This window comes from Streptomyces wuyuanensis (assembly GCF_900103455.1).
Classification (GTDB): Bacteria; Actinomycetota; Actinomycetes; order Streptomycetales; family Streptomycetaceae; genus Streptomyces; species Streptomyces wuyuanensis.
The window spans coordinates 219320-244844 of the sequence record NZ_FNHI01000011.1; the positions used below are offsets into that span (position 1 = coordinate 219320).

The 25525-nt window shown below is 71.8% G+C and carries 23 protein-coding genes and 1 tRNA gene; 10 read left to right on the forward strand and 14 right to left on the reverse strand.

Annotated elements, in window-relative coordinates:
• Positions 1 to 28: 28 nt before the first annotated feature.
• The 3 genes from BLT82_RS18155 to BLT82_RS18165 are packed head-to-tail and all read right to left on the reverse strand — an operon-like array spanning position 29 to position 3425.
• The gene (locus tag BLT82_RS18155) at positions 29 to 910 is read right to left on the reverse strand and encodes an SDR family oxidoreductase (RefSeq protein WP_093656049.1); all 882 of its coding nucleotides are present in this window, start codon (positions 908 to 910) and stop codon (positions 29 to 31) included.
• Positions 907 to 1881, reverse strand: a complete 975-nt coding sequence (locus tag BLT82_RS18160; RefSeq protein WP_093656051.1) for an alpha/beta fold hydrolase — start codon at positions 1879 to 1881, stop codon at positions 907 to 909. Before BLT82_RS18160 ends, BLT82_RS18155 begins: the two co-directional genes overlap by 4 nt.
• Complete coding sequence (locus tag BLT82_RS18165) at positions 1878 to 3425, reverse strand: flavin-containing monooxygenase (protein ID WP_093656053.1); 1548 nt, start codon at positions 3423 to 3425, stop codon at positions 1878 to 1880. The genes BLT82_RS18160 and BLT82_RS18165 overlap by 4 nt, the downstream gene beginning before the upstream one ends.
• Positions 3426 to 3608: 183 nt before the next feature.
• Between BLT82_RS18165 and BLT82_RS18170 the strand changes: the two genes are divergently transcribed.
• The gene (locus tag BLT82_RS18170; protein ID WP_093656168.1) at positions 3609 to 4226 is read left to right on the forward strand and encodes a MerR family transcriptional regulator; all 618 of its coding nucleotides are present in this window, start codon (positions 3609 to 3611) and stop codon (positions 4224 to 4226) included.
• A gap of 145 nt (positions 4227 to 4371) precedes the next feature.
• Here BLT82_RS18170 and BLT82_RS18175 read toward each other — a convergent pair whose 3' ends face one another.
• Positions 4372 to 5181, reverse strand: coding sequence for an exodeoxyribonuclease III (locus BLT82_RS18175; RefSeq protein ID WP_093656054.1), 810 nt, complete (start codon positions 5179 to 5181; stop codon positions 4372 to 4374).
• 52 nt (positions 5182 to 5233) lie between these two features.
• Here BLT82_RS18175 and BLT82_RS18180 point away from each other — a divergent pair, with 52 nt between their 5' ends.
• From BLT82_RS18180 to BLT82_RS18195, 4 genes are all read left to right on the forward strand, one after another.
• Positions 5234 to 5719, forward strand: coding sequence for a GNAT family N-acetyltransferase (locus BLT82_RS18180; RefSeq protein ID WP_093656056.1), 486 nt, complete (start codon positions 5234 to 5236; stop codon positions 5717 to 5719).
• Positions 5720 to 5853: 134 nt separating this feature from the next.
• Positions 5854 to 6825, forward strand: coding sequence for a trypsin-like serine peptidase (locus tag BLT82_RS18185; protein ID WP_093656058.1), 972 nt, complete (start codon positions 5854 to 5856; stop codon positions 6823 to 6825).
• 87 nt (positions 6826 to 6912) lie between these two features.
• A complete protein-coding gene (locus BLT82_RS18190) occupies positions 6913 to 8088 on the forward strand; it encodes a lactate 2-monooxygenase (RefSeq protein WP_093656060.1) in 1176 nt (391 codons plus the stop codon).
• Positions 8085 to 9071, forward strand: coding sequence for a 2-hydroxyacid dehydrogenase (locus BLT82_RS18195; protein WP_093656062.1), 987 nt, complete (start codon positions 8085 to 8087; stop codon positions 9069 to 9071). Before BLT82_RS18190 ends, BLT82_RS18195 begins: the two co-directional genes overlap by 4 nt.
• Before the next feature lie 29 nt (positions 9072 to 9100).
• Here BLT82_RS18195 and BLT82_RS18200 read toward each other — a convergent pair whose 3' ends face one another.
• The 9 genes from BLT82_RS18200 to galU all read right to left on the reverse strand — a co-directional run bounded on the left by BLT82_RS18200 (position 9101) and on the right by galU (position 16698).
• Complete coding sequence (locus BLT82_RS18200) at positions 9101 to 10009, reverse strand: aldo/keto reductase (RefSeq protein WP_093656170.1); 909 nt, start codon at positions 10007 to 10009, stop codon at positions 9101 to 9103.
• Between the two features lie 659 nt (positions 10010 to 10668).
• Positions 10669 to 10959: a hypothetical protein gene (locus tag BLT82_RS36395; RefSeq protein WP_107490260.1), complete on the reverse strand. Its 291-nt coding sequence runs from the start codon at positions 10957 to 10959 to the stop codon at positions 10669 to 10671.
• A gap of 293 nt (positions 10960 to 11252) precedes the next feature.
• Positions 11253 to 11326, reverse strand: a tRNA-Ala gene (locus BLT82_RS18215).
• 107 nt (positions 11327 to 11433) lie between these two features.
• A complete protein-coding gene (sepX, locus tag BLT82_RS18220) occupies positions 11434 to 12492 on the reverse strand; it encodes a divisome protein SepX/GlpR (protein ID WP_093656068.1) in 1059 nt (352 codons plus the stop codon).
• A 142-nt stretch (positions 12493 to 12634) separates the two neighbouring features.
• Positions 12635 to 13240 (reverse strand): GNAT family N-acetyltransferase, encoded by a 606-nt coding sequence (locus BLT82_RS18225; RefSeq protein WP_093656071.1) that lies wholly within the window; start codon positions 13238 to 13240, stop codon positions 12635 to 12637.
• A gap of 17 nt (positions 13241 to 13257) precedes the next feature.
• The gene (locus BLT82_RS18230; protein ID WP_093656073.1) at positions 13258 to 13866 is read right to left on the reverse strand and encodes a MogA/MoaB family molybdenum cofactor biosynthesis protein; all 609 of its coding nucleotides are present in this window, start codon (positions 13864 to 13866) and stop codon (positions 13258 to 13260) included.
• Positions 13863 to 14354 carry a cyclic pyranopterin monophosphate synthase MoaC gene (moaC, locus tag BLT82_RS18235; protein WP_093656074.1) on the reverse strand — a complete coding sequence of 164 codons (492 nt, stop codon included), beginning with the start codon at positions 14352 to 14354 and terminating at the stop codon, positions 13863 to 13865. Before moaC ends, BLT82_RS18230 begins: the two co-directional genes overlap by 4 nt.
• 55 nt (positions 14355 to 14409) lie before the next feature.
• Positions 14410 to 15699: a molybdotransferase-like divisome protein Glp gene (gene glp / locus BLT82_RS18240; protein WP_208867965.1), complete on the reverse strand. Its 1290-nt coding sequence runs from the start codon at positions 15697 to 15699 to the stop codon at positions 14410 to 14412.
• Between the two features lie 96 nt (positions 15700 to 15795).
• On the reverse strand, positions 15796 to 16698 hold the full coding sequence (galU, locus tag BLT82_RS18245) for a UTP--glucose-1-phosphate uridylyltransferase GalU (RefSeq protein ID WP_093656078.1): 903 nt from the start codon (positions 16696 to 16698) through the stop codon (positions 15796 to 15798).
• Positions 16699 to 16804: 106 nt separating this feature from the next.
• Here galU and BLT82_RS18250 point away from each other — a divergent pair, with 106 nt between their 5' ends.
• On the forward strand, positions 16805 to 17398 hold the full coding sequence (locus BLT82_RS18250) for a 5-formyltetrahydrofolate cyclo-ligase (RefSeq protein WP_093656172.1): 594 nt from the start codon (positions 16805 to 16807) through the stop codon (positions 17396 to 17398).
• Here the strand turns inward: BLT82_RS18250 and BLT82_RS18255 are convergent.
• Positions 17388 to 20186 (reverse strand): penicillin acylase family protein, encoded by a 2799-nt coding sequence (locus BLT82_RS18255; protein ID WP_093656080.1) that lies wholly within the window; start codon positions 20184 to 20186, stop codon positions 17388 to 17390. The two genes, BLT82_RS18250 and BLT82_RS18255, sit on opposite strands and share 11 nt — an antisense overlap.
• A gap of 194 nt (positions 20187 to 20380) precedes the next feature.
• On the opposite strand from BLT82_RS18255, the gene BLT82_RS18260 reads away from it, so the two are divergent.
• The 4 genes from BLT82_RS18260 (at position 20381) to BLT82_RS18280 (ending at position 25126) form a co-directional block, all read left to right on the forward strand.
• Positions 20381 to 21919, forward strand: a complete 1539-nt coding sequence (locus BLT82_RS18260; RefSeq protein ID WP_244292028.1) for a potassium/proton antiporter — start codon at positions 20381 to 20383, stop codon at positions 21917 to 21919.
• A 636-nt stretch (positions 21920 to 22555) separates the two neighbouring features.
• Positions 22556 to 23716, forward strand: coding sequence for an MFS transporter (locus BLT82_RS18270; RefSeq protein WP_093656175.1), 1161 nt, complete (start codon positions 22556 to 22558; stop codon positions 23714 to 23716).
• A gap of 68 nt (positions 23717 to 23784) precedes the next feature.
• Positions 23785 to 24117 (forward strand): FmdB family zinc ribbon protein, encoded by a 333-nt coding sequence (locus tag BLT82_RS18275; RefSeq protein ID WP_093656082.1) that lies wholly within the window; start codon positions 23785 to 23787, stop codon positions 24115 to 24117.
• 157 nt (positions 24118 to 24274) lie between these two features.
• Positions 24275 to 25126: an S-methyl-5'-thioadenosine phosphorylase gene (locus BLT82_RS18280; protein ID WP_208867961.1), complete on the forward strand. Its 852-nt coding sequence runs from the start codon at positions 24275 to 24277 to the stop codon at positions 25124 to 25126.
• The last annotated feature ends 399 nt before the right edge of the window (positions 25127 to 25525 follow it).

A 25525-nucleotide genomic window follows, 5' to 3' on the forward strand; every position in this document is an offset into this window, starting at 1 on the left:
GCACGCAGGAACACTCCGCGCATTTCGATCAGTTACGCTCCGTACGTTCCCGCTCGTCAGCGGCCCCGCCGGCACCCACGAGCCCCGTGCGGACCCCGGTGAGCCGCGGCTCGAAACGCTTCATCTCCCGCTGCCCCACGAGTCCGATGACACCCGGCAGGTATCCGCGGACCGACTGCATCCCGCGCAGCCACCACTGCGCGTACACATGGGCGGAGCGCCGTTCGATGCCGGCGACGATCCGGTCCACGGCCGGGCCGAGCGGGTAGGTGCGGTTCGACGGCCACGGGAGCCGCTGCCGCAGTTCCCGCATCACGTCGTCCTGGTCGGCCCCGCGCACCATGTCCGTGTCGGTCCAGGACAGATAGCCGACGCCCACCTTCACGCCCTTGTGGCCCACCTCGGCGCGGAGGCTGTGCGCGAATGCCTCGGCCCCCGACTTGGAGGCGCAGTACGCCGTCATCATCGGGGCCGGGGTGATCGCGGCGAGCGAGGCGATCTGGAGGAAGTAGCCCCGGGACTCGACGAGCACCGGCAGGAAGGCCCGGCAGGTCACCGCGCTTCCGATGAGGTTGACCTCGATGACCCGCCGCCACGCCTGCGGATCGGAGTCCGCGAACGGGCCTCCCGATGCCACACCGGCGTTGGCGACGACGATGTCGACCTTGCCGAAGCGCTCCTTGACCTCGCGGGCCACCCGCGACATCGCCTCGTGGTCGGTGACGTCGGCGTGCCAGTGCTCGCACTCGGTGTGCAACCGCCCGGCGACCGCCTTCAGTTCGTCCGGCTCCAGGCCGACGAGGGCGATCCTCGCGCCGCGCGCGGAGAGTTTGCGTGCCAGCAGCTCGCCGACACCGCGGGCGGCGCCGGTGACGACGGCGACCTGCCCCTCGAGGCTGACCCTGGTCATGCGTTCTCCTCCAGCTTGGTACGGGTGTCCTGCCGTCCGGTGTCCTGCCGTCCGGGGGCGTCCTTCCCCAGGTGGGCGCCGACGAGCTTCCTGATCTCCGCGGTGACCGCCTCCGGGGCCTCCACCGGGGTCATGTGCCCCGTGCCGGCGAGTTCGACGAGCCTCACGCACTCGGGCAGCGACGCGGCCAGGGCCCGGGCGTGGACGATCGGGGTGAGCCGGTCCGCGGTGCCCGCGACGACGGCCGTGGGCAGCCTCATCTCCCGTACGCCGGCGTCAAGATCGAGTTCGGCGAGGACGTGCGCCCAGGCCACCCGGGTCGGGCGCGGACAGGCATGCACGATACGGGCGCACTCGGCCACCCGCTCCGGCGCCGTGCCCGGCCCCATCGTCGCGTAGCGCAGGATCTTCCTCGAGACCGGTGTGACCGGGCCGAGCGGCGCGCGCGAGCCCAGGATCGCCCCCGTGAGCCGGGTCCGGAACCCGCCGGCCCGCATCGGCACCACCAGCGACTCGGCGACGAGCCGCGAACTGCCCGTGCTGCACAGCAGCGCGGCCGCGGCGTGCTCGGCGAACTTCGGCCGGGACGCGGCCGCCATGAGTGTCATGCCACCCATGGAGTGCCCCGCGAGCACGGCACGCTCGCCCGGCTCCAGCGCGGTGGCGAGCACCGCCTCCAGGTCGTCGGCGAGGGCCTCGGTGCTGTGCCCGGCCTTCGCGACGGCCGGCGTGCGGCCGTGCCCTCGCTGGTCGTAGGCGACGACCCGGTGGTCGGCGGCCAGTTCCCTGATCTGGGCCGCCCAGAAGTGCGTGGAGCAGGACCAGCCGTGGGCGAGCACGACGGCGGGCGCGCCGTCGGGGCCGTGCACCTCCACGTGGAGGCGGGAGCCGTCGGCCGAGACGGCGGTCAGCTCGCGGGCGGCGACGGGCGGGGCCGGGGCCGTCGCGAACCGCTTCATGAGCCGGCTCATGCGCCCTCCTCCCCCACGGCCGCCGCGACGGCTCCGGTGCTTCCGGCGTCCGCGGCGGCGTCCCGGACCCGGGGCGCGCGGATCACCTCGTACTCGGCGAGGTCGACCGTGCGCGTCTGGCGCCGGAACTCCCCGGTAGTGCCCGGCCAGAGGGTGGTGTTGCGGCCGCTCGCGTCGAGGTACCAGCTGGTGCAGCCGCCGGTGTTCCATACGGTCCGCTTCATCCGGTCCTGGACCCGCCGGTTCCAGGCGTGGACGGCGGAGGGCCGCGCGGCGAGCGCGACGCGGCCCCCGAGGACGTCCAACTGCCGCAGATAGTCGGCCATGTAGTTCAGCTGGGACTCGATCATCAGGATCATCGAGCTGTTCCCGAGGCCCGTGTTGGGGCCGATGATCGTCATCCAGTTGGGGAAGCCGGCGGCGGTGGCACCGCGCAGCGACTCCATACCGTCCTTCCACGCCTCCGCGAGGGTGATGCCGTCCGCGCCGACCACGCGGTCGGCGATCGGCAAGTCCGTGACGTGGAAGCCGGTGCCGAAGACGATCGCGTCGACCTCGGCCTCGTCACCCCCGGCGGACACGACCGTGGAGCCTCGCACCTCGGCCAGCCCGGAGGCGACGACGTCGACGTTGGGCCGCGCGAGAGCCGGGTAGTAGTCGCCGGACAGCAGGATCCGCTTGCAGCCGATGCGGTAGGACGGCGTCAGCTTCGCCCGCAGCGCCGGGTCCTTGATGGACTTGGCCATGTTGGCCTTGGCCAGCGACTCGATCAGGCCGAGCTGGTCGGGGCGCTTGGTGAAGGCGCTGACCTGCAACTCCCGGATGCCCCAGAGCAGTCCGCGGCGCGCGGTCCCGGTGAGCGGCAGTCGCCGGTGCAGCCAGCGCTCCCCGGCGCTGATCGCCCGGTCCATCCGCGGCATCACCCAGGGCGGGGTGCGCTGGAAGAGGGTCAGCTTCGCCACCAGGGGCTGGATCGACGGCACGATCTGGATCGCGGACGCTCCGGTCCCGATCATCGCGACCCGCTTGCCGCGAAGGTCGTAGTCGTGGTCCCAGCGCGCCGAGTGGAAGACCTTCCCGGGGAATCCGTCGAGGCCGGGGATCTCCGGCATCTTGGGGTCGGACAGCGGGCCGGTGGCGGAGACGACGACGTCGGCGGTGAACGCGCCCCGCGAGGTCTCGATCTCCCAGTGCAGTTCGTCGGTGTTCCAGCGCATCGTCAGCACGTCGTGGCCGAAGCGGATGTGCGGGCGGATCCCGAAGGTGTCGGTGACGTGCTCCAGGTACGCCCGGATGTGCTCCTGCCCGGAGAAGGTCCGGGGCCAGTCGGGATTGGGGGCGAAGGAGAACGAGTAGAGATGGGACGGGACGTCGCAGGCGCAGCCGGGGTAGCTGTTGTCCCGCCAGGTCCCGCCGACGGATTCGGCCCGTTCCAGGACGACGAAGTCGGTGATCCCCTCGCGGCGCAGCCGGACGGCCGCGCCGAGGCCGCCGAATCCGGATCCGATCACCGCCACTCGCACGTGCTCGTACTGCTGGCTCATGCCGCCGCCTCCCGCAGACAGACTCCCGCCGAACCGTGCCAGCAATCACTGGCACGATGGGAGAGTAGAGCCTCCGCATACCGAGCGGTAGGGGTGGAACCGAACAAGTTACCGGCGGTACAACATAGGCTTGCGGACGTGACGGACGAGCAGCGCACGGATCGCGAAACCCGCGAGTACCGCATGGAGGAGCTGGCCAAGGAGGCCGGCATCACGGTGCGCACCCTGCGCTTCTACCGCGAGCGGGGGCTCATACCCCCGCCCCGCAGGGAGGGCCGGATCGCCTGGTACGACGACAGTCATCTGGCACGGCTGCGCACCATCGCGGCCCTGCTCGAACGCGGCCACACCCTCAGCGGCATCGCCGATCTGGCGTCGGCCTTCGACAGCGGCCGCGACGTCGGCGAGGTACTGGGCCTCGGGGAGCCCACCGAGGAAATCCCGGTCCGCCTCACCCCGGAGGACCTGGCGGACTACTTCGAGGGCGAGGTCACCCCCGAGAACCTCGTGGCGGCACTCGACCTCGGCTATCTGGCCACCGACGGCGAGGAGATCGTCCACATCAGCCGCCGGCTGCTCGACGTCTCGTCCGCACTGGTGAAGGAGGGCGTGCCGCTCTCGGCGGTCCTCGCGGCGGGCCGGGAGGTGCGCAGCCACGCGGAGGCGCTGGCGGCGCTCTTCGTCGAACTGCTGCGGTCCCACGCGGCCGAGGGGGACGTCGAGCGGCTGCGCCCGCTCGCGAAGAGCGTGGTGGAGGCGGAGCTCTCCATGGCGATGGACCGCCGGCTGCGCGAGCCGTGACCGGCGGTCCGGCCCATCCGGCAGGCGCCGCAAGGCCGTTCGACCCCCGAGCCGCGGCGGCACCGGGCCGACGGTCGCACCGCCCGCCGCACCCAGGGGCCGGACACGCCCGCTCGACCGCCGGCGCCGGTGCTCGTGCCCGGACCTACGACTCGAAGACCGCCGTCACCGGCGCGTGGTCGCTCCACCGCTCCGCATGGCTCGCGGCCCGCTCCACGTACGCCTTCACGCACTTCTCCGCCAGACGCGGGGTCGCCACCAGCAGATCGATGCGCCAGCCCGTGTCGTTGTCGAAGGCACGGCCCCGGTAGGACCACCAGGAGTACGGACCCTCCTGGCCGGGGTGCATGGCACGGACGACGTCCACGTACCCGGCCCCGGTCTCGCCGTCGCCGTAGACCCGGCCGAGCCACTCCCGCTCCTCCGGCAGGAAACCGGAGTTCTTCCTGTTGCCGCGCCAGTTCCTGAGGTCGGCCTCCTGGTGGGCGATGTTCCAGTCGCCGCAGACCAGCACGTCTCGGCCGTCGGCCGCCGCGCGCTCCCGAAGGCCCCTCAGATACGGCAGGAACGCGTCCATGAAGCGGTACTTCTCGTCCTGGCGCTCGGTCCCGACCTCGCCCGAGGGGAGGTACAGGCTGGCGACCGTGACGCCGGGCAGGTCGACCTCCACGTAGCGTCCGCTGCCGTCGAACTCCTCGCTGCCGAATCCGGTCCGCACCGCGTCCGGCTCGCGCCGGGCGAGGACGGAGACGCCGGCGCGGCCCTTGGCCGCGGCCGGGACGTGGACGGCGTGCCAGCCCTCGGGGCTGCGCACCTCTTCGGGCAGCTGGTGGGCCTCGGCCCGTACCTCCTGGAGGCACACCACATCCGCCTTGGTCCCCGCCAGCCACTCGACGAAGCCCTTCTTCGCGGCGGCCCGCAGCCCGTTCACATTCACGCTGGTCACAGTGAGCACCCCGGCACACTATCCGAGGGAGAACGACGCGCATACATGTACGATCGCTCGCATGGATATCCGGCAGATGCCCTTCGACCACCCTGACGCGGTCAAACTCAACGACCAGGTGCAGCTGGAGTACGCCGCGCGCTACGGCGACGAGGGCGATGTCACACCGCTCGACCCCTCGATGTTCGCCCCGCCGAGCGGACTCTACCTACTCGCGTACGACGGACTCGGACGCCCGGTGGCCACCGGCGGCTGGCGCACCCAGGACGAGAACGCCGAGGGGTACGCGAACGGCGACGCCGAGCTCAAGCGGATGTACGTCGTCCCCGAGGCGCGCGGCCTCGGCCTGGCACGGCGCATCCTGGCGGCACTGGAGGAGGACGCCCGCGCGGCCGGCCGGATCCGCATGGTCCTGGAGACCGGCACGGCCCAGCCGGAGGCCATCGCGCTGTACGCCTCCAGCGGCTATGAGCCCTGCGCCAAGTTCGGCCACTACCGGGACTACGAGAACAGCCGCTGCTTCGCCAAACCGCTCACCGCGCGGTGAGCCCGGCAGTCCCTGCGAGAACAAATAGCCCTGACGCGCTCCTGACAAACTCTGCGCAGTCATGACACCCTGCCTCACGCACGCCGATCCGCACCGTTCTCATCCCCCACCTGCCCCGGCAGAAGGAGACATGCGTGAGACGCCATCGCACAGCCGCAGGGATCCTGTTAGCAGTCGGCGGTCTGCTCACCGGCGGTCTGACGGCCGCCACCGCGGCCCACGCCGCCGCCCCGGCCCCCTCCCCCGCTCCCACCGCCGTGGCCCATCACGCCACGGCCGCCGAGCAGAACCGGGCCCGCACCTTCTGGACCGCCGAGCGGATGCGCGCCGCGGCCCCGCTCGATCTGCGCCTCGGCGCGGACGCGCTGAAGACCCTCAAGACCCCGAAGCCCGGGGCCGTGACGACGACCGTCGCCCCCACCGCCTTCCCCCAGGCGGGCGGCGCCTGGACCGGCGGCGGCGCGGTGGTGAAGACCTCCGGCCGGGTCTTCTTCACCTTCCAGGGCCGTACGGCCTCCTGCTCGGCGAACGCCGTGACCAGCCAGAACGCCAGCACCGTCATGACGGCCGGACACTGCGTCAAGTACCAGGGCAGCTGGCACACCAACTTCGTCTTCGTACCGGCGTACGCCAACGGCCAGGCCCCGTACGGCCAGTGGACCGCCACCAAGACGCTGACCACCCCGCAGTGGGAGGCGAGCGAGGACATCAACTACGACATCGGCGCTGCCGTGCTCGCCCCGCTGAACGGCCAGAACCTGACCGCGGTCACCGGCGCCCAGGGCATCCAGTTCAACGGCGGCTACAACAAGCAGATGTACGCCTTCGGCTTCCCGGCCGCGTCCCCGTACGACGGCACGAAGCTGATCTACTGCAGCGGAAACAGCTCCAAGGACTGGCTGTTCACCCAGGACCACAGCCTCGGCTGCAACATGACCGGCGGCTCCAGCGGCGGCCCCTGGTTCACCGGGTTCAGCGAGACGGCCGGTACGGGCCTGCAGGTCTCGGTGAACAGCTTCGGCTACGTCTTCCTGCCGAACCGGATGTTCGGACCGTACTTCGGCAATGAGGCGAAGGCGCTGTACGACAAGGCCCAGGCCTCCTGACGGCGGCTGCGGCCGGCGGTGGCCACGGCCCCGCCGGCCGCTGCACGCCCATGGACGCGGCACGCCGCGCCCCGCAAGGATGATCGGATGGCGACGACGCGGCACTGGGCCGACTTCCAGTACGAGATCTATCTCAACGGCATGACGGGCGCCGTGCCCCGGCTGCCCACCGATCTGACGCGGCTGGAGGAACTGGCCGGGCACCGGCTCGGCCCCGGCCCCGTCGGCTATGTGGCCGGCAGCGCGGGCAGCGGTAGCACCGCCCGCGCCAACCGCGCCGCGCTCGACCGCTGGCGGATCGTGCCCCGCATGCTGCGCGACGTCCACGAACGCGACCTGTCCGTGGAGGTGCTGGGCCGGCCGCTGCCCGCACCGCTCGCCCTCGCGCCCATCGGCGTGCTGTCGATCATGCACCCCGACGCGGAGTGCGCCGCGGCGAGGGCGGCCGCCGCACGGGGAGTCCCCTACATCCTGTCGTCCGCCTCCAGCACCCCGATGGAACAGGTCGCCGAGGCGATGGGCGAGGCAGAGCGGTGGTTCCAGCTGTACTGGGCCAAGGACCGCGACGTCACCGCGAGCTTCCTGGAGCGGGCGAAGGCCGCCGGCTACACCGCGCTGATCGTCACTCTCGACACCCCGCTGCTGGCCTGGCGCCCCCGCGACCTCGACCAGGCGTACCTGCCGTTCCTGCACGGCGTGGGCACCGCCAACTACTTCTCCGACCCCGCCTTCCGGGCGGGGCTCGCCAAGCCCGTGCACGAGGACCCGAACGCGGCCGTGATGCACTTCGTCGGCATGTTCGCCGACCCCGCCAAGACCTGGCCCGACCTGGCCTTCCTGCGCGAGCACTGGGACGGGCCGATCGTCCTGAAGGGCATCCTCCACCCCGACGACGCCCGCCGGGCCGCCGACGCCGGCATGGACGGGGTGGTCGTCTCCAACCACGGCGGCCGCCAGGTCGCCGGGTCCGTGGCCGCCGCGGACGCCCTGCCCCGAGTCGTCGAGGCCGCGGGCGACCGGCTCACCGTCCTCTTCGACAGCGGCATCCGCACCGGCGACGACGTGTTCAAGGCCCTCGCCCTCGGGGCCCGGGCGGTGCTCCTCGGCCGCCCGTACGCCTACGGCCTCGGCCTCGAGGGCCAGGCGGGCGTCGACCACGTCATCCGCTGCCTCCTCGCCGAACTCGACCTCACCCTGGCGCTGTCGGGGCACGCGGGCCCCGGCTCGCTCACGTCCGACGACCTGATCAGGGACTCCGCATGAGCGGCGGGCTCCCTGCGGCCGGGAACGTCCTGGCGGTCATCCCGCCCCACGTGGGCGGGCGTTCGACCGGGTCCGCACTGGCGGACCTCGTACCCGGGGCCCACGTCACCGTCGTGGAGTCGGCGGACGAGGACCCGGCCGCCCTGCGCGAGGCGCACGCGATCATCACCGCCCTCGCCCCGGTGACCGCCGGCCACCTCGCCGCCGCTCCCGCCCTGGAACTCGTCCAGTGCGCGAGCCACGGATACGACTACGTCGACCTCGACGCCGCCCGCGCCCGGTCCGTGGTGGTCTGCAACATCGGCTCCAGCGGCGCGGAGGCGCAGAACGTGGCCGAACAGACCTTCGCGCTCATGCTGGCCCTCGCCAAGCAGGTGGTCCCCGCCCACACCGCGCTCGCCGAGGCCGACTGGGCCCTGCCCCGCCTCCAGCAGTCCCTCACCGAACTGTCCGGCAAGACCCTCGGCATCGTCGGCCTCGGCAACATCGGGCAGGAAGTCGCCCGCCGCGCCCTGGTGTTCGGGATGCGCCTCGTCTACACCGGCCGGAACCGGGCCCCCGCCGAGACCGAGTCCCGCCTGGGCGACGCCCGCCACCTCCCCCTCGACGAACTCCTCCACGCCTCGGACTACGTCAGCCTCCACGCACCGCTCACCCCGGACACCCGCCACCTCCTCGACGCCCGACGGATTGCGCTCCTGCGGCCGACCGCCTTTCTCGTCAACACCGCCCGAGGGGCGCTCGTCGACCAGGACGCGCTCGCCGACGCGCTGACGGCGGGCGCCCTGGCGGGCGCGGGCATCGACGTCTTCGACCCCGAACCGCCGACGGCCGCCCTGCGCCTCCTCAAGGCACCGAACGTGGTCCTGTCGCCGCACGTCGGGGGCGTGACCCGGGAGACCCTGGTCCGGATCGCCCTGGCCGCGGTACAGAACGTCGTCGACCACCTGGGCGGCAAACCGCTGCGGGACGTGGTGTCGTAGGCCGACCGGGCCCGTACCGGCGGCTCGGTTCAGGGCAGCGGCACGCCGCGGGCCGCCAGCCAGAGCGCGTACCACTCCTCGTGGCCGAGGTCCGGCTCCTGCTCCGCGGCCTGCCGGCAGGCACGGATGCGCTCGGGATTGGCGGTGCCGATCACCGGCGAGATCCGCGCGGGGTGGCGCCGCAGCCACCACAGCAGCACCGTCTCCGGGGTCACGCCCTTCCGCTCGGCGAGAGAGGCGACGAGCCGCGCGGTGGCCTGCTCCTGCGGGGTCTCCTGACGCCCGGTGAAACGACCCTGCGCCAGCGCGCCCCAGGCCTGCAGTTCGATGCCGTTGTCACGGCAGTACTCGAGGGTGCCGAAGGGGAAGCCGTTCACGGCCGCCTCGGGGGTGTTCACCACCACCCCGGCCTCGAGCCAGTCACGCTTCTGGAGACTCATCTCCAACTGGTTCGCGACGAGCGGCACATCCAGCCGGGCCCGGAGCGGGGCGATCTGCGCCGCTCCCATGTTGGACACCCCGAATTGCCGGACCAGGCCCTGCCGGTGCAGCGAGGTCAGCGCCTCGGCGACCTCGTCGGGATCGGCCAGCGGGTCCGGGCGGTGCAGCAGCAGTACGTCGATCACATCGGTGCGCAGCCGCGCGAGGCTCTCCTCGACCCGCCGCACGATGGACGGCCCGCGCAGGTCGTAGATCCCCGGGCGCTCGCCGTCCGCGAGACGGATACCGCACTTGGTCTGCACGACGATCCGCTCCCGCAGCCCCGGAGCACGGGCCAGGACCTCGCCGAAGACGGCCTCCGCCTTGCCGTGCCGGTAGATGTCGGCGTGGTCGAACCTGGTGATGCCGCTTTCCAGCGCGGCCTCGACCGCCGCCTCGGCGGCGGCTATGTCCCCGGCGCCGTAGGGCGCGGTGTCCCACGTCCCACCGAGCCCCATGCACCCGTACAGCAGCCGACCGTCCGTCGCGTCCGTCTTCGTCGTCACCCCGTGACCCTACTGCCCGCGATTCCGCGCCCGCGGCGGGGCTTCGCCCCGAGCGACCGCCTCGGCACCGGGCATCGCGGGCCCGGTGAGCGCGCCGGCGGACGGCGGGGTCATACCCACCTCCTCGCCGGGCTCCGCTGCTTCCACGCGGTGTCCATCCGCCCGGGACCCGCAGGAGTCGCGGACGCGATCTTCGCGATCGAGGCGCTCGCAGTGCTGCGATCGCGACGAGCGGCGTTGCTGCCGATCACCCGGGCACCTTCGAACCGGATCGCCCTGAACCGCTGGTGACCGGTGCCGCCGGTCACCCCCGTCCTCGTCGCGGGGGTGCGCCTCGCACTGCTGACGTCGCCCGAAGCGCGTCCCGGGGAGGACCGCGCGAAGACGCGCGGAGGGCCGGATCCTTCGCCGTCGAACTGGTCGACACCATGCGCGGCGCCGACCCACTCGGCAACGGCGCGTCCGTCGCCCAGTTGCTGATCACCTGGCGGCACACGGCCGAGGTCCACTCCGACCCCGAACTGCTGGCCGCGCTGACCAGGGACCACGGCGAAGACTACGGCCGGCACCCGCGAGCCACAGACTGGCTGAGCCGGCGCAGATGCCGGGGTTCAGGCACGAACGAAGAGCACAACGCCTACGACCAGGAATACGAGCCCGAAGACGGACGCAAACCCACCCCAGATCCGCACGAGCCGCCGCTGGAGTGGGGCGTGACGGAGGACGTCCGTCCCCGGGTGCTCGAATCCCAGTCGGCTGAAGGTGCGCAGGAGGCCGGGGTCGGCATGGAGAGGGTTGAAGTACGTGTCCACGGACCGTTGGGCGAGGCCACGGTGGTCCGTCACCAGCGCGAGCCCGACCAGTACCAGCCCCGCGCCCAGCAGCAGAGGTATCAGGAACATCGGTTCCTCCGATGCAGCAGGGACCTGTCTGACAGGGCACAGTACGCAGCGGTGCGGAGAGACCGTCATGCCAGGGACTGGCCGTGCGAGGCCCAACTCGCCGCCGGTCAAGGTCCGCTCCCGCTCCGGACGGAAGCGCAGACGGGATCGGGCTGCACGACACTCGCCACGCATCCGGCTCGCTCCTGGCGGCCCTCGACGCGCACGCGCGCATCGCGATGCAGATCCTTCGGCTGCCGTACGGCACGACAAAGCCCCTGCCGGATCTCTCCGACAGGGGCTTTGTCGTGTTGTGGACCTGAGGGGATTTGAACCCCTGACCCCCTCGATGCGAACGAGGTGCGCTACCAGTCTGCGCCACAGGCCCTTGCAACGAGTGAAACCTTAGCATCCCGATCGGGGTGCTTGGAAATCCGTTCCTCGCTGGTCGGGCGGGGCGGGGTTCCGAAGGTCCGGGGGCCGCCCGGCCCGGTCTCACTCGTTGGCGGCGCGGGGCCGGTCCTCGTCCGCGTACTGGTCGAAGAGCGGGGTGCGGCCGTGCTCGCGACTACGGCGCGGCGGGATGGTGCGCTGCCGCGGGGGCTGGGGGGCGGGCGGCGCGGCCGGCTCGACCGCGGAGGAACGGGCCGAGCTCCAGGTCTCCGGGTCCGTGACATCGATGCCGCTCGTGGCGCGCGGGGCGACCGGCGCCGTGACATACGTGGGCAGCGGCACCGGGACCGGGTCCCAGCTGTCGCCGCGCCCGGGGCCCGGGTCGCGCTGCTGGTCCACCCATTCCGCGTGGTCGGTCTGCTCCACCAGCGCTCGGCGGCCCGCCTCCTGCGGCGACACCGCGGGCGCCGGCTCGGGCTCGGGACACGGCGGGGCCGCCTCGTCCGGTTCCTCGGCGACGGCCGGCCGACGGCGCGAGTGGTTCTCGCGCAGCCGCTGCGCCGCGGCCTCCGCACGGCGCCGGTCCATCACGTACACGAAGCGTCGCCGCTCCTGGGCGCGCAGATGCGCGATGTAGGCGCTGAGGAGCACCGCCGGAACCGCCGGCGCCCAGAGGAACCCCAGTCCGCCGACGGCCGCGACGATCGCGCCGAAGGTGAAGGCCAGGAAGAGGAGCACGGTGGTGCGCCGACGGCGGGCGAGCACCTTGGAGCGCCGTGCGCGTTCCGAGGCGGCCGCGTCGTTCGGCTTGGGGACGCGTTCCCTGCGCGCCCGGGCCTGAGCGGGGGCGGGCTGCGCTTCCAGCCGCGCCTCGGTCCTGGCCGGAGGCGCGGCGAACTCCCGGACGTCGACGGAACTCAGTCGGTCCGTCTCGGCGTCCGGGTCGGCGTCGGTGGCGGGGTCGTCCTCGGTGCGTTCGCGCAGCTCCTTGGCGTACCGGCGCTCCATTCCCGCCCGTCCGGACAGCAGCCGGATGGCGGTGCTGAAGCGTTCCGTCGGACGGGCTTCGTTGAGCTCGTCCTGCCTGCGGAGCCACATCGGCACCAAGTAGGCGGCCCAGGCCCCGACGATGACTGCATAGATGAGGCCGCTGCTGCTCACGCATCACACCGTAGAGGGATTCGCACGAGGGCATCGGCCAATTGGCCCGGTGTGTCGCACGATCTGGCTGATACCACTGACTTTTTTTGTGATTCTTCAGATCACCCGGCGATCGAGTGGCTACTGAATTCGAACAATTATTTTATTTCTCGTGCCGCGCGGGTCGTGCCTGGTGCCAGCGCCGGAGCAGTCCCCCCGGGACCTCCTCCGCGGTGAGCGCGAACACCAGATGGTCCCGCCAGGCGCCGTCGATGTGGAGATAACGCGGACGGATCCCCTCCTCGCGGAATCCGAGTTTCTCCACGACCCTGCGGCTCGGCCCGTTCTCGGGGCGAATGCAGACTTCGATGCGGTGCAGGCCGACCCGTCCGAAGCAGTGGTCGACGGCCAGCGCCACGGCCGTGGGCATCACCCCGCGGCCCGCCACGTCGCGGTCGACCCAGTAGCCGACATGGCCCGAGCACATCGAGCCCCAGGTGATACCGGCGACGGTGAGCTGGCCCACCAGCACGCCCCGGTACTCGACCACGAACGGCAGCATCCGTCCGGCGTTGGCCTCGGCACGCAGATGGCGCACCATCTGGCGGTACGTGGGCCGCTGCGCGACCGGAGCGCCGGGGGCGGGCGGCGGGATGGTCGCCTCCCAGGGGCGCAGCCAGTCCCTGTTGCGCCGGTTCACCTCCCGCCACGCCCGCTGGTCACGCAGCTTTATGGGGCGGAGGGTGACATCACCGTCCGTCAGGACCACGGGCCACGAGTGGGTGTTCAGCGGTGACTCCCTGCGGAACCCGAGGGGCCGGAGGGTTCGGCGGGCCGCGGGTGGTCGCCGCCGTGCAGCTGGTCCACGGCGTGCGGCAGCAGCCGGGACAGCACGGCGAGCCCGTCGCGCACGCCGCCCGAGGACCCGGGGAGATTGACGATGAGGGTGCGATCGGCGACTCCGGCGAGGCCCCGGGACAGCGCCGCGGTGGGCACCTTCGCGAGACCGTGCGCGCGGATCGCCTCGGGGATGCCGGGGATCTCGTAGTCGAGGACCCGGGCGGTGGCGTCGGGAGTGCCGTCCGTGGGCGAGATTCCGGTGCCGCCGGTGGTGAGGATGACGTCGTACGCCGCGGCCACGCCGTCGCGCAGGGCCGCTTCGACCGGGTCTCCGTCCGGCACGACCCGCGGGCCGTCGACCCGGAAGCCCATCTGCGCGAGGCCTTCGGCGAGGAGGGGACCGCCCTTGTCCTCGTACACTCCCGCGGCGGCACGGTTGGAGGCGGTCACCACGAGGGCGCGGCGCGGTGGGCGCCCCGGCTCCTCGCCCCGCGGCCCGGCCTCGGACTGCCCGCCGTGGGCTCGGCTGTGGACGTCACCGGCCCGGGGGGTCATCGCCCGGCCTCCTCACGGGCCCAGTCGCCGGACTTCCCGCCGGTCTTCTCCTCGACCCGGACGTCGGTGATCACCGCGGCCTTGTCGACCGCCTTGACCATGTCGACGACGGTCAGCGCGGCCACGGACACCGCCGTCAGCGCCTCCATCTCGACGCCCGTACGGTCGGTCGTCTTCACGGTGGCGAGGATCTCGACGGCGTCGTCGGCCACCGAAAGATCCAGCTTCACCCCGGAGACCGCCAGCGGGTGGCACAGCGGGATCAGGTCCGGTGTGCGCTTCGCGCCCATGATTCCCGCGATCCGGGCGGTGGCGAGGGCGTCCCCCTTCGGCACGCCCTCACCGCGCAGCAGCTGGACGACACGCGGCGAGACCAGGACCCGGCCGCTCGCGCGGGCGGTGCGCGCGGTGACGTCCTTCTCGGAGACGTCGACCATGCGGGCCGCGCCCGCCTCGTCGATGTGTGTGAGTCCTTGCTGCGCACTCATGGCTGTGGCTCCCGGTCACTGTGTGGTGAGACACGCTACCGCCACGGCCACGCGCTCATCCGAGCAGGACCACCTCCGTCTCCGTGCCGGGCTCCACGGAGGTCGCGTCCTCGGGGACGACGATGAGTGCGTTCGCCTGGGCAAGGGCCGCGATCAGATGCGACCCGCTGCCGCCGACGGGGGTGACGGTGCCCTTCTCCGCATCGTAGGCACCTCGCAGGAACTGCCGCTTGCCCTCGGGCGACGTCAGCGCCTTGTCCGTACGGAGCTCCGCCCGCGCCTGGGGCCGCCGCACGTCCTTCAGCCCCATCAGGGTGCGGATCGCGGGACGGACGAACATCTCGAACGACACGTAGGAGGAGACGGGATTGCCCGGCAGGGCCAGCAGGGGCGTGTGGTCGGGGCCGATGGAGCCGAAGCCCTGGGGCTTGCCCGGCTGCATGGCGAGTTTGCGGAAGTCGATCCCGCTGCCCGGCTCGTCCTCGTCGCCCACGGAGGAGAGGGCCTCCTTGACGACGTCGTACGCGCCGACGCTGACGCCACCGGTGGTGACGAGCAGATCGGCGCGGATGAGCTGGTCCTCGATGGTGGCGCGCAGTTCGTCGGCGTCGTCGGTGACCGCGCCGACCCGGTAGGCGATGGCCCCGGCGTCGCGGGCCGCGGCGGTGAGCGCGAAGCTGTTCGAGTCGTAGATCTTGCCCTCGCCCAATTCCTCACCGGGCTGGACGAGTTCGCTGCCGGTGGAGAGGACGACGACACGCGGGCGCGGGCGCACCCGCACCGTGCCGCGGCCGATCGCGGCGAGCAGACCGATCTGGGGCGGCCCGAGGACCGTGCCCTCGGTCAGGGCGACGTCGCCCGCCTGGACGTCGCTGCCCCGCTCACGCACATGGGCGCGGGGCTCCGCAGGCCGGTGGACCCGCACCTCGCCGGTCGCACCCTCGGGGGCGGCGCCGGCCGGGCGCATGGCCGTTGCGGCCCCGCCGCCCGCGCCGCCGTCGGTCCACTCCACGGGGACGACCGCCTCGGCGCCGGGCGGCAGCGGGGCACCGGTCATGATCCGGGCGGCCTGCCCGGGGCCGACGGCCCGCGTCCCGCCGCTGCCGGCGGCGATGTCCCCGATGACGGTGAGCACGGCGGGGAAGTCCTCGCTCGCCCCCGCGACGTCCGCGACGCGGACGGCGTACCCGTCCATCGAGCTGTTGTCGAACGGCGGCAGGGCCACGGGGACCGTGACGTCCTCGACCAGTACGCAACCCTGTGCGTCGGACAGCGGCAGGTCGATCGGGTCCAGCGGACGGATCGCGCCGAGGATGTCCTCCAGATGGTCGTCCACCGACCACAGGGCCGGCCGGCCGCCGGGGGCGTCCGCGGCCGGGCCGTCACCGGCCGGGGTGGCGGGGCCGGAGCCCGTGCCGGGGGTTGCCGTGCTGCTCACGTGCTACATCTCCTCGGTGACGTAACGTCGAAGCCAGGCTCGGAAGTTCGGGCCCAGGTCTTCACGTTCGCACGCGAGTCTGACAATGGCACGCAGATAGTCGCCTCGGTCGCCGGTGTCGTAGCGGCGGCCCTTGAAGACGACGCCGTGCACGGGCCCGCCGATCTTCTCGTCGGCGGCGAGCATCTGCAGGGCGTCGGTGAGCTGGATCTCGCCCCCGCGGCCCGGCTCGGTCTTGCGGAGTATCTCGAAGACGGCGGGGTCGAGGACGTAGCGGCCGATGATCGCGTAGTTGCTGGGCGCCTCGGATGCCTCGGGCTTCTCGACCAGACCGGTGACCCGGACGACGTCGTCCTCGCCCGTGGACTCCACGGCCGCGCAGCCGTAGAGGTGGATCTGGGAGGGCTCGACCTCCATCAGGGCGATGACGCTGCCGCCCTCGCGCTCCTGGACGTCGACCATCCGGGACAGCAGCGGGTCGCGCGGGTCGATCAGGTCGTCGCCGAGCAGCACGGCGAAGGGCTGGTCGCCGACGTGCGGCGCCGCGCACAGGACGGCGTGGCCGAGGCCCTTGGGGTCGCCCTGGCGGACGTAGTGCATGGTGGCGAGGTCGCTGGACTCCTGGACCTTCGCGAGGCGCTCCGCGTCGCCCTTGCGGGTCAGCGCCTCCTCCAGTTCGTAGTTGCGGTCGAAGTGGTCCTCGAGGGGGCGCTTGTTGCGCCCGGTGACCATGAGAACATCCGAGAGGCCGGCGGCGACGGCCTCCTCGACCACGTACTGGATCGCCGGCTTGTCGACGACAGGCAGCATCTCCTTGGGAGTGGCCTTCGTGGCCGGCAGGAACCGGGTGCCGAGGCCTGCGGCGGGGATGACAGCCTTGCTGATCCGTTGGTGCGACTCACTCATGCGGGCACCATATCCGGTACCTATGGGCGGAAGATTAGCCTCCGGTTAACTCTCTCCCCATACAGGCATATTGACAGTGGATTGTGAGGTTGCCGTGGACTCCGAGATGTCCGGAAAGGGCACGGTACGTCGTGAACTTCTCGACGCACGACGGCTGCTGTCCCCTGAAGACGTCCGTGAGGCCTCGCTGGTTCTCGCCCGCCGCGCGCTGGAACTCCCGGAGCTGACCGCCGCGCGGACCGTGGCCGCGTATGTCTCCGTGGGGCGCGAACCCGGTACGCGCGCGCTGCTCGACGCGCTGCGCACGCGGGGCGTGCGGGTGCTCCTGCCGGTGCTCCTGGACGACAACGACCTCGAGTGGGCGGAGTACGAGGGGCCGGACCGGCTGGTGCCGGCCCGCCGCGGGCTGATGGAGCCGGACGGGCCGCTGCTCGGCCACAAGGCCGTGCTGGAGGCGGACACGGTCCTGCTGCCCGGCCTCGCGGTGGACGAGCGGGGCATGCGGCTCGGCCGCGGCGGGGGCTCGTACGACCGGGTACTCGCCCGGCTGGCGGCGGCGGCCGCCCGGCCCGCCCTCGTCGTGCTCCTGTACCCGAACGAGGTGGTCGCCCGGGTCCCGGAGGAACCGCACGACCACCCCGTCCATGCCGTGGTGACCCCGGAGGGGGTCCGCCGCTTCGCGGACCGGCCTACGGCCTGAGCGCCAGGGTGTCCTCCGTCGCCGCCGCGACCGCCTTGTCGCTGTAGGCCCAGTCGAGGAGTTCGCCCTTGGCCCACTTGTCGGTCTGGTCGGTGTAGTGCGCGCTGTAGGCATGGCCCGAGGCGCCCGTCAGATTGATCCAGCGGGACCTGTCCCAGTCGCCCACGTTGACGACCATCCGCATCGACGGGACCCAGATCACGTCGTAGCCGCCGGCCGCGTTCCAGCCGGTCGCGTTGACCGCGGCCTCGCCGCCGCCCAGGTTCCACGGGCCGCGGTTGAGCATCCGCTTCAGTATGTCGGGGCCCTCGGCGCCGAGCGTCTGGTTCTTCAGCGTCAGCTGGTGCAGCCTGCCCCAGCTCCAGCTGTTGACGTCCTTTCCGAGCTCGGCCGTCAGCTCCCAGCGGGCGTCCTTCATGGCCCGGGCGAAGAGCTCGTCACGGGTGGTCGTGGCGACGTCCTTGCGGGTCTTCGGCGCCTGCCACCACTCGCTGTCCTCGTCGTCCATCAGCCCGCGGACCACCTCGTACCACCGGTCGCCGCCGTCCGGCTGGGCCGAGTCGGCGTCGCGCTGGCCGCACTCGCGCACCAGCGAGTTCAGGTCGTCGACCGGTCCGGTGCTGTCGGCCGGGCGGACGTTGAGGCACTCGCCGCGGATCCGCAGCTCCTTGGGGAGCTTGTTCCCGAAGGCCAGCTTCAGCACATGGCGCCAGACGGCGTTGAAGTAGGCCGCGGCCCCGGAGTCCGGCTCCTGGGTGTAGTCCCAGCCCTCCAGCAGCTTCTGCGCCTCGCGCACATGCGGGTCGGAGACGTCGATCCTCAGCAGATGGGGCGTCAGCAGCTTGGCGATCTCGCTCTGGTTGTCCGTCTGCATGGTGCGCATGTCGTCGGTCGAGATCTTCCCGCCGTCCTTGATCTTCGACTCGATGATGTCGTTGATCCGCTGGCTGCGGGAGCCGTACCCGTAGTCCTTGGTGATCAGGTACGGGTACTTCTCGGCGTCCACGACGGCCTGGTTGGCGGTGACGATGTAGCCGCGCTTCGGGTCGTACTCGTACGGCAGCTCGTCGAAGGGGATGTACCCCTTCCAGCCCGACGTCGGGTTCCAGCCCGGGGCCGGCATCGAGCCGTCGAAGCCCTCGGCGCGGACCGGGATCCGGCCCGGTGCCTGGTAGCCGATGTGCCCCTCGGCGTCCGCGTAGATCAGGTTCTGCGAGGGGACGTCGAAGTCCTTCGCTGCGGCGCGGAAGCCCGCGAAGTCCTTCGCCCGGTTGAGCTTGAACACCGCGTCCATGGTGTTGCCCGGGTCCAGCGCGGTCCAGCGCAGTGCCACCCCGAAGCCGTTGCCGCGGTCGGGGGCGGGGGTCCTGACCGGCGCCCGCTCGCCCACGCGCTCCAGCTCCGCGCTGCGGTCGGAGATCAGCGGCCCGTGCTCGGTCTCCCGGACGGTGATCTTCTTGCTGCCGCCGCCGGCGATCCTGATGGTCTCCTCACGGACCTTGAACGGCTTGATCCCGCTGCCGGACGTCCAGCCCGTGCGGGAGATCTTCTCCAGGTAGAGGTCGGTGACGTCGGCCCCGAGGTTGGTGAAGCCCCAGGCGATGTCGTCGTTGTGGCCGATGACCACGCCCGGCATGCCGGAGAAGGTGTAGCCGGAGACGTCGAAGGAGCACTTGTCCGAAACGGCGCGGCAGTGCAGGCCCATCTGCGCCCACAGCGACGGCAGCTGCGGCGCGAGGTGCGGGTCGTTCGCGAGCAGCGGCTTGTTGGTCGTCGTGTACTTGCCGGAGACGACCCAGGAGTTGGAACCGATGCCGTTGCCGTTCGGGCCGAGCAGCGCGGGGACCCGGTCGAGCACGTCGGAGAGGCCGGAGAGCTGCGTCTGCGCGCCCTGCCCCGCGTCCGAACCGCTGTCCGAACCGACGGACGAGCCGCCGCCGGCCCCGCCACCCTGCGACGACGAGCCGGAGGAGCCCCCGGAGCCCTCGGAGTCCGAGGAGGGCCGGGCCTTCGGGTCCCACTTCTTGGCGTCGTCGTCCACGGCTCCGGCCGTGACGACCGGCTGATGCAGGTCGTACGGGTACTCCGGGTACAGCTGCTTGATCTGCTGCTCGCTCAGCCGGCTGGTCATCAGCGAGCGGTCGATCTCGTCCTGCATGTTGCCGCGCAGGTCCCAGGCCATCGCCTTCAGCCAGGCGACCGAGTCGACCGGCGTCCACTTCTCGGGCTTGTAGTCGTTGGTGAGCCCCAGGGCGACGTACTCGAGGGAGAGCTCGCGGTTGTCACGGCCCGCCAGATAGCCGTTGACGCCGTCGGCGTACGCCTGGAGGTACTTCTTGGTCTCGGGCGAGAGCTTCTCGTCGAACTCCTGCTGCGCCACCCGGTGCCAGCCGAGCGTGCGCAGGAAGGCGTCCGTCTCGACCTGCCCCGCGCCGAACATCTCGGACAGCCGGCCCGCCGTGACGTGGCGGCGCACGTCCATCTCCCAGAAGCGGTCCTGCGCGTGCACGTAGCCCTGGGCGCGGAACAGGTCCTCGTCGGTGCTCGCGTAGAGCTGCGGGATGCCGTTCGCGTCGCGTTTGACGTCGACCGGGGCGGACAGGCCCTTGAGCTTGATCGTCCCGGTGGTCTGCGGGAAGGAGGCGCGCACGGTGCTGACGCCCCAGTACGCACCGCAGCCCACACCCGCGACCAGCACCAGGGCCAGGGCGAGCACGACGAGACGGGCGCGGCGGCCCCTCCTCCTGGCCGGCTTCTGGGCGGAGGAGGCGGTTGTGTTGGAGGGCATCGCTGTCCTTCGAGGGCAGGGTGGTCCTGGGAGTGCTGGAGCAACCATAGGCGCAGCGATCGACGGGCCCGGACGCGGTATCAGTAACGCGAGGCCGACCGCCAGTCATTCGAACTCATTGGCGAGTGCCGGAGCAAGCCGTCATGGAAGCGTCAAGAACTCGTTAAAGTTTAGGTAAGGTAACGAAGTGTCGCTTGCCGGAGGAACGATCCGGCAACAAGCGCGAGGGGAAGGATCGGCCGCTGACTGTCCACCAGCTCAATGCACTCCTGCTCATCTGCTCGCTCGTTCTGCTCATCGCCGTCGCGGCGGTGCGCGTCTCGTCCCGGAGCGGGCTCCCCAGCCTGCTGCTGTATCTGGGCATCGGGGTCGCGATAGGGCAGGACGGCATCTTCAACGTCAAGTTCGACAACGCCGGACTTACGCAGGTGATCGGCTATGCCGCACTTGTGGTGATCCTGGCCGAGGGCGGCCTGGGCACCAAGTGGAAGGAGATCAAACCGGCCCTGCCGGCGGCGGCGATGCTGTCGACCGTCGGCATCGCCGTGAGCGTGGGCGTCACGGCGGCCGGGGCGCACTATCTGGTCGGACTGGAATGGCGGCAGGCCCTGATCATCGGCGCCGTCGTCTCCTCGACGGACGCCGCCGCGGTCTTCTCCGTCCTGCGCCGGGTGCCCCTCCCCTCCCGCATCGCCGGTGTCCTGGAGGCCGAGTCCGGCTTCAACGACGCCCCCGTCGTCATCCTCGTCATCGCGCTCTCCACCACCGAACCGGTCGACGAGTGGTACGTCCTCATCGGAACGATCCTGCTTGAGCTGGCGATCGGCGCCGCCATCGGCGTCGCGGTCGGCTGGCTCGGCGCGTACGGGCTGCGCCACGTCGCCCTGCCCGCGTCCGGCCTGTACCCGATCGCCGTCATGGCCATCGCGGTGACGGCCTACGCCGTCGGCGCCCTCGCCCACGGCAGCGGCTTCCTGGCCGTCTACCTCGCGGCGATGGTGCTCGGGAACTCCAAGCTCCCCCACTGGCCGGCCACCCGCGGGTTCGCCGACGGCCTCGGCTGGATCGCCCAGATCGGCATGTTCGTCCTGCTCGGACTGCTCGTCACCCCGCACGAGCTGGTGCGCGACTTCTGGCCCGCGGTGGTCATCGGACTGGTGCTGACGATGGCGGCACGGCCGCTGTCGGTCGTCGTCAGCCTGCTGCCGTTCCGCATCCCGTGGCGGGAGAAGGCCCTCATGTCATGGGCCGGTCTGCGCGGCGCCGTCCCTATCATCCTGGCGACGATCCCGCTGGTGTCCGGGATCGAGGGCAGCGAGCGGATCTTCAACATCGTCTTCGTGCTGGTCGTCGTCTACACGCTCGTCCAGGGGCCGACGCTGCCCTGGGTGGCGAAGGCGCTGAGGCTCGGGAACGGCGCGGAGGCCGCCGACCTCGGCATCGAGTCGGCTCCGCTGGAGCGGCTGCGCGGCCATCTGCTGTCGGTGGCGATCCCCGAGAAGTCCCGGATGCACGGCGTGGAGGTCGGCGAACTGCGGCTGCCCGCCGGCGCCGCCGTCACCCTCGTCGTCCGCGAGAGCACGAGCTTCGTCCCCAGCCCGACGACGGTGCTGCGGCGCGGCGACGAACTGCTGGTGGTGGCGACCGACCCGGTCCGGGACGCGGCCGAGGCACGGCTGCGGGCCGTGGGCCAGGGCGGAAAGCTGGCCGGTTGGCTGGGGACGGGCGGCTAGGTGCATCGACCCGCGGGGCGAGGGCGCGATCACCGGCGGGGTGAGTTCCGGAAGGGACGGCTGCCGCCCCGGCGCGCAACCGGGAACGTGCCACGCCCCCAATCCCAGGCGGCGTTCTCGTTGCGTCGGCGGATTCCGAGGCAGGACCGCCGGCGACCCCTGTAGCATGAAGGCACACTGATCGACCAACTCTGCCTGACGCAGAGCTGGCGCGACCGTATGGCGGCCGAGCGACTCCCTGCAGCGGGGCCCGGTATCTACCGCAGTTCCGCGCAAGAGGACAGCTCTCGGCGATCCCCGGCACCCCGGGAGAGCGCTACCAGGCGGCAGAAAGGCAAGGCCGTGGAGTCCACGGTCGCTTCTGGCACGTCTACCGGCACGCCTTCCGGCACTTCCCCCGCGCCGTCTTCGGGTACGTCGTCGTCCGCCAGTGCGTCGCCGTCCACCGGTGCGAGCCCGCTCGGCGATGCGGCCGCCGGTACGCATCCGGCCACGGGTACGCCGTCGTCCTCGCGCACAGCGGCACCCTCCGGCACGTCGTCGTCCGGCCGGCGCCCCGGCTACGGGCAGCTGCTCCGCACTCCCGGCGCATGGACGTTCCTGCTGCCCGGGTTCGCCGCCCGGCAGCCGTTCGCGATGCTGACGATCGGCATCGTCCTCCTGGTGCAGCACACCACCGGTTCGTACGGCAGTGCGGGCGCCGTCGCCGCCGTCACCGGCGTCTCCATGGCTCTCTTCGCCCCGCAGAGCGGCAAGCTCGCCGACCGCTTCGGCCAGCGAGCCGTGCTGGTCCCGGGTGTCCTCGTGCACACCGCGTCCGTCGGCGCGCTGACCGCGCTCGCGCTCGCCGGCGCTCCCCTGTGGGCGCTCTTCGCCGCCGCGGTGCCGACCGGTGCCTCGGTACCGCAGGTCGGCCCGATGGTGCGGGCCCGCTGGGCGGCGAAGCTCGGCGGTTCGCGGCTGATGCCGACGGCGGCGGCGTTCGAGTCCGTCACCGACGAGTTCACCTTCGTCGTGGGACCGGTGCTGGCCACCGCCCTGTGCACCGGCGTCCACCCGGCCGCCGGGCTGATCGCCGAGGCCGGTCTGACCCTGGCCGGCGGTCTGCTGTTCGCCGCCCAGCGCCGCACGCAGCCGCCCTTCGGCCGCCCGGGCAGCGGTGAGCGGCAGGCGCACGCCTCGGCGCTGTCCATTCCCGGGGTGCGGGTCCTCGCGGTCGCCTTCCTCGGCATCGGTTCGGTCTTCGGCGGCATGCAGGTCTCGCTCACCGCTTTCACCGAGGAGATCGGGCAGCCCGGTATGAACGGTCTGCTTTACGGACTCTTCGCGGCCGGCAACATGCTCGCGGGCATCGCCGTCGGCGCGATCGCCTGGAAGTCCGGGCCGCGGCGGCGCATGGTGGCGGGATACGCGGGCCTGGCCCTCGCCGCGTCCCTGCTCTGGACGGCGCACTCCGCGGTGCTGCTCGGCGCACTGGGTCTGCTCGTGGGAGTGTTCATCGCGCCCGCGCTGATCAGCGGTTTCACGCTCGTCGAGACGCTGGTGCCGGCGTCGGCCCGGACGGAGGCCTTCACCTGGCTGACCGGGTCCGTGGCGCTCGGCCAGGCGGCCGCCGTGACGGTCGCCGGCCGACTCGCCGACGCCCACGGCGCGACCACCGGATTCCTGGTGCCGCTGGTGGGCACGGTGCTCGCCCTGGCCACCCTGGTGGCGCTGCGGTCGCGCCTCACGCCGCGCCCGCACAGCCGTACGGTCGCACGTGGTGTCGGTCACCGAGTGCCCGTGGCGGTGGACTGAGACGCAGGAATGCGTCACTATGGATCGTCGTTAGCACTCATCGAGTGAGAGTGCCAGGAGGAAGACAAGTGCCGACCTACCAGTACCAGTGCACCGCGTGCGGCGAGGGCCTCGAGGCGGTGCAGAAGTTCACCGACGACGCCCTGACCGAGTGCCCCAGCTGCCAGGGACGCCTCAAGAAGGTGTTCTCGGCCGTCGGCATTGTCTTCAAGGGCTCCGGTTTCTACCGCAACGACAGCCGCGGCTCCTCGTCGAGCAGCTCGCCGTCGTCCTCGTCGGCGAAGTCCTCGTCTTCCTCTTCGGCTTCCTCGTCGTCCTCTTCGTCGGACGCCAAGGCGTCCGCGGGCTCCTCGAGCGCGTCCGGTTCGTCGGCCTCGTCCGGCAGCACGACGGCCGCCTGATTCCGAAGCTTTTGCAAGGTCCCCACCGCCTCAGGGCGGCGGGGACCTTTCGCATGGCCGCCTGACGAACGGTGACCGGCCGGGCATCCGATGCGCGGGGGCGGGCGGCCGGTGGGCGGATACCGGCCCGTGTTCGGGCGCGGCTACTGTGACGGCCATGGCCAACGCAGAGAGCGCACAGCGCGCGGAGATCGGCGTCATCGGCGGCTCGGGTTTCTACTCGTTCCTGGAGAACGTGACCGAGGCCGAGATCGCGACGCCGTACGGCAGCCCGAGTGATTCCCTGTTCTTCGGCGAGATCGCGGGCCGGAAGGTCGCCTTCCTCCCCCGACACGGCCGCAGCCACCGCCTCCCGCCGCACCGCATCAACTACCGCGCCAACCTGTGGGCCCTGAGGTCCGCGGGCGTGCGCCAGGTCCTCGGGCCGTGCGCCGTCGGCGGCCTGCGGCCGGAGTACGGTCCCGGGACCCTGCTCGTCCCCGACCAGCTGGTGGACCGGACCAAGTCCCGGACCGACACCTACTTCGACGGCGAACCGCTGACGAACGGCCAGGTGCCGAACGTCGTCCATGTGTCGCTCGCCGACCCGTACTGCCCGGCGGGGCGGAGGGCCGCGCTGGCCGCGGCGCGCGGCCGCGAGTGGGAGCCGGTCGACGGCGGAACGCTCGTCGTGGTCGAGGGCCCTCGCTTCGGCACCCGCGCCGAGTCCCGCTGGCATGCGGCGATGGGCTGGTCGGTGGTCGGAATGACCGGGCATCCCGAGGCCGCGCTCGCCCGTGAACTGGAGCTCTGCTACACGTCCATGAACCTGGTGACGGACCTCGACGCCGGAGCCGAGACCGGAGAGGGCGTCTCGCACGAGGAAGTGCTGAAGGTCTTCGCGGCGAACGTCGGCCGGCTGAGGGACGTGCTGTTCGACGCGGTGGCCGGGCTGCCGGCGAACGAGGAACGCGACTGCCTCTGCAAGAACGCGCTGAACGGCTTGAAGACGGGTATAACGCTGCCGTAGCGAGGGCGGCTTCGAACACGCGTCGTGCCCGGGGCGCGCGGCACGCGCGGTGCACGGCAGGCCCGGGGCGCGCGGCACGCGCGGTGCACCTTGCGTGTCTGGTGCAGGAGGCGTGTGTGCGGGGGGCGTTCCGGTTGCTGTCACCTGTGGGGGTGAGGAGGTTTTCCACACTCCTCAAGCCGTCCACAGGCCGGAGCGGGCCGCCGCGTGAACGGGGATCGTGAGGGGCGTCGGGCGTACGTCGCCCGCCTCACTGCTCCTCGTACACGACAGGCGGTCACCACCATGACTCTTCTCTCCTCACCCTCGTCCCATGCACACGTCCCTCCCGGGTCCTCGGACTCCTGGGGACGGCCTCCTCGGTCCGCAGGTGTCGGCGGCCCCTCCGGGCCTTGGGGG

What these genes read in the sequence shown, in the direction of transcription:
- BLT82_RS18250 (WP_093656172.1), top strand. Translation starts at nt 16,805, where the DNA reads ATGTCCGGAAAGGGCACGGTACGTCGTGAACTTCTCGACGCACGACGG.
- BLT82_RS18165 (WP_093656053.1), bottom strand. Translation starts at nt 3,425, where the DNA reads ATGAGCCAGCAGTACGAGCACGTGCGAGTGGCGGTGATCGGATCCGGA.
- moaC (WP_093656074.1), bottom strand. Translation starts at nt 14,354, where the DNA reads ATGAGTGCGCAGCAAGGACTCACACACATCGACGAGGCGGGCGCGGCC.
- BLT82_RS18155 (WP_093656049.1), bottom strand. Translation starts at nt 910, where the DNA reads ATGACCAGGGTCAGCCTCGAGGGGCAGGTCGCCGTCGTCACCGGCGCC.
- BLT82_RS18195 (WP_093656062.1), top strand. Translation starts at nt 8,085, where the DNA reads ATGAGCGGCGGGCTCCCTGCGGCCGGGAACGTCCTGGCGGTCATCCCG.
- BLT82_RS18270 (WP_093656175.1), top strand. Translation starts at nt 22,556, where the DNA reads ATGCTGACGATCGGCATCGTCCTCCTGGTGCAGCACACCACCGGTTCG.
- BLT82_RS18255 (WP_093656080.1), bottom strand. Translation starts at nt 20,186, where the DNA reads ATGCCCTCCAACACAACCGCCTCCTCCGCCCAGAAGCCGGCCAGGAGG.
- galU (WP_093656078.1), bottom strand. Translation starts at nt 16,698, where the DNA reads ATGAGTGAGTCGCACCAACGGATCAGCAAGGCTGTCATCCCCGCCGCA.
- BLT82_RS36395 (WP_107490260.1), bottom strand. Translation starts at nt 10,959, where the DNA reads ATGTTCCTGATACCTCTGCTGCTGGGCGCGGGGCTGGTACTGGTCGGG.
- BLT82_RS18190 (WP_093656060.1), top strand. Translation starts at nt 6,913, where the DNA reads ATGGCGACGACGCGGCACTGGGCCGACTTCCAGTACGAGATCTATCTC.
- BLT82_RS18230 (WP_093656073.1), bottom strand. Translation starts at nt 13,866, where the DNA reads ATGACCCCCCGGGCCGGTGACGTCCACAGCCGAGCCCACGGCGGGCAG.
- BLT82_RS18200 (WP_093656170.1), bottom strand. Translation starts at nt 10,009, where the DNA reads ATGGGGCTCGGTGGGACGTGGGACACCGCGCCCTACGGCGCCGGGGAC.
- BLT82_RS18180 (WP_093656056.1), top strand. Translation starts at nt 5,234, where the DNA reads ATGGATATCCGGCAGATGCCCTTCGACCACCCTGACGCGGTCAAACTC.
- BLT82_RS18160 (WP_093656051.1), bottom strand. Translation starts at nt 1,881, where the DNA reads ATGAGCCGGCTCATGAAGCGGTTCGCGACGGCCCCGGCCCCGCCCGTC.
- BLT82_RS18170 (WP_093656168.1), top strand. Translation starts at nt 3,609, where the DNA reads ATGGAGGAGCTGGCCAAGGAGGCCGGCATCACGGTGCGCACCCTGCGC.
- BLT82_RS18280 (WP_208867961.1), top strand. Translation starts at nt 24,275, where the DNA reads ATGGCCAACGCAGAGAGCGCACAGCGCGCGGAGATCGGCGTCATCGGC.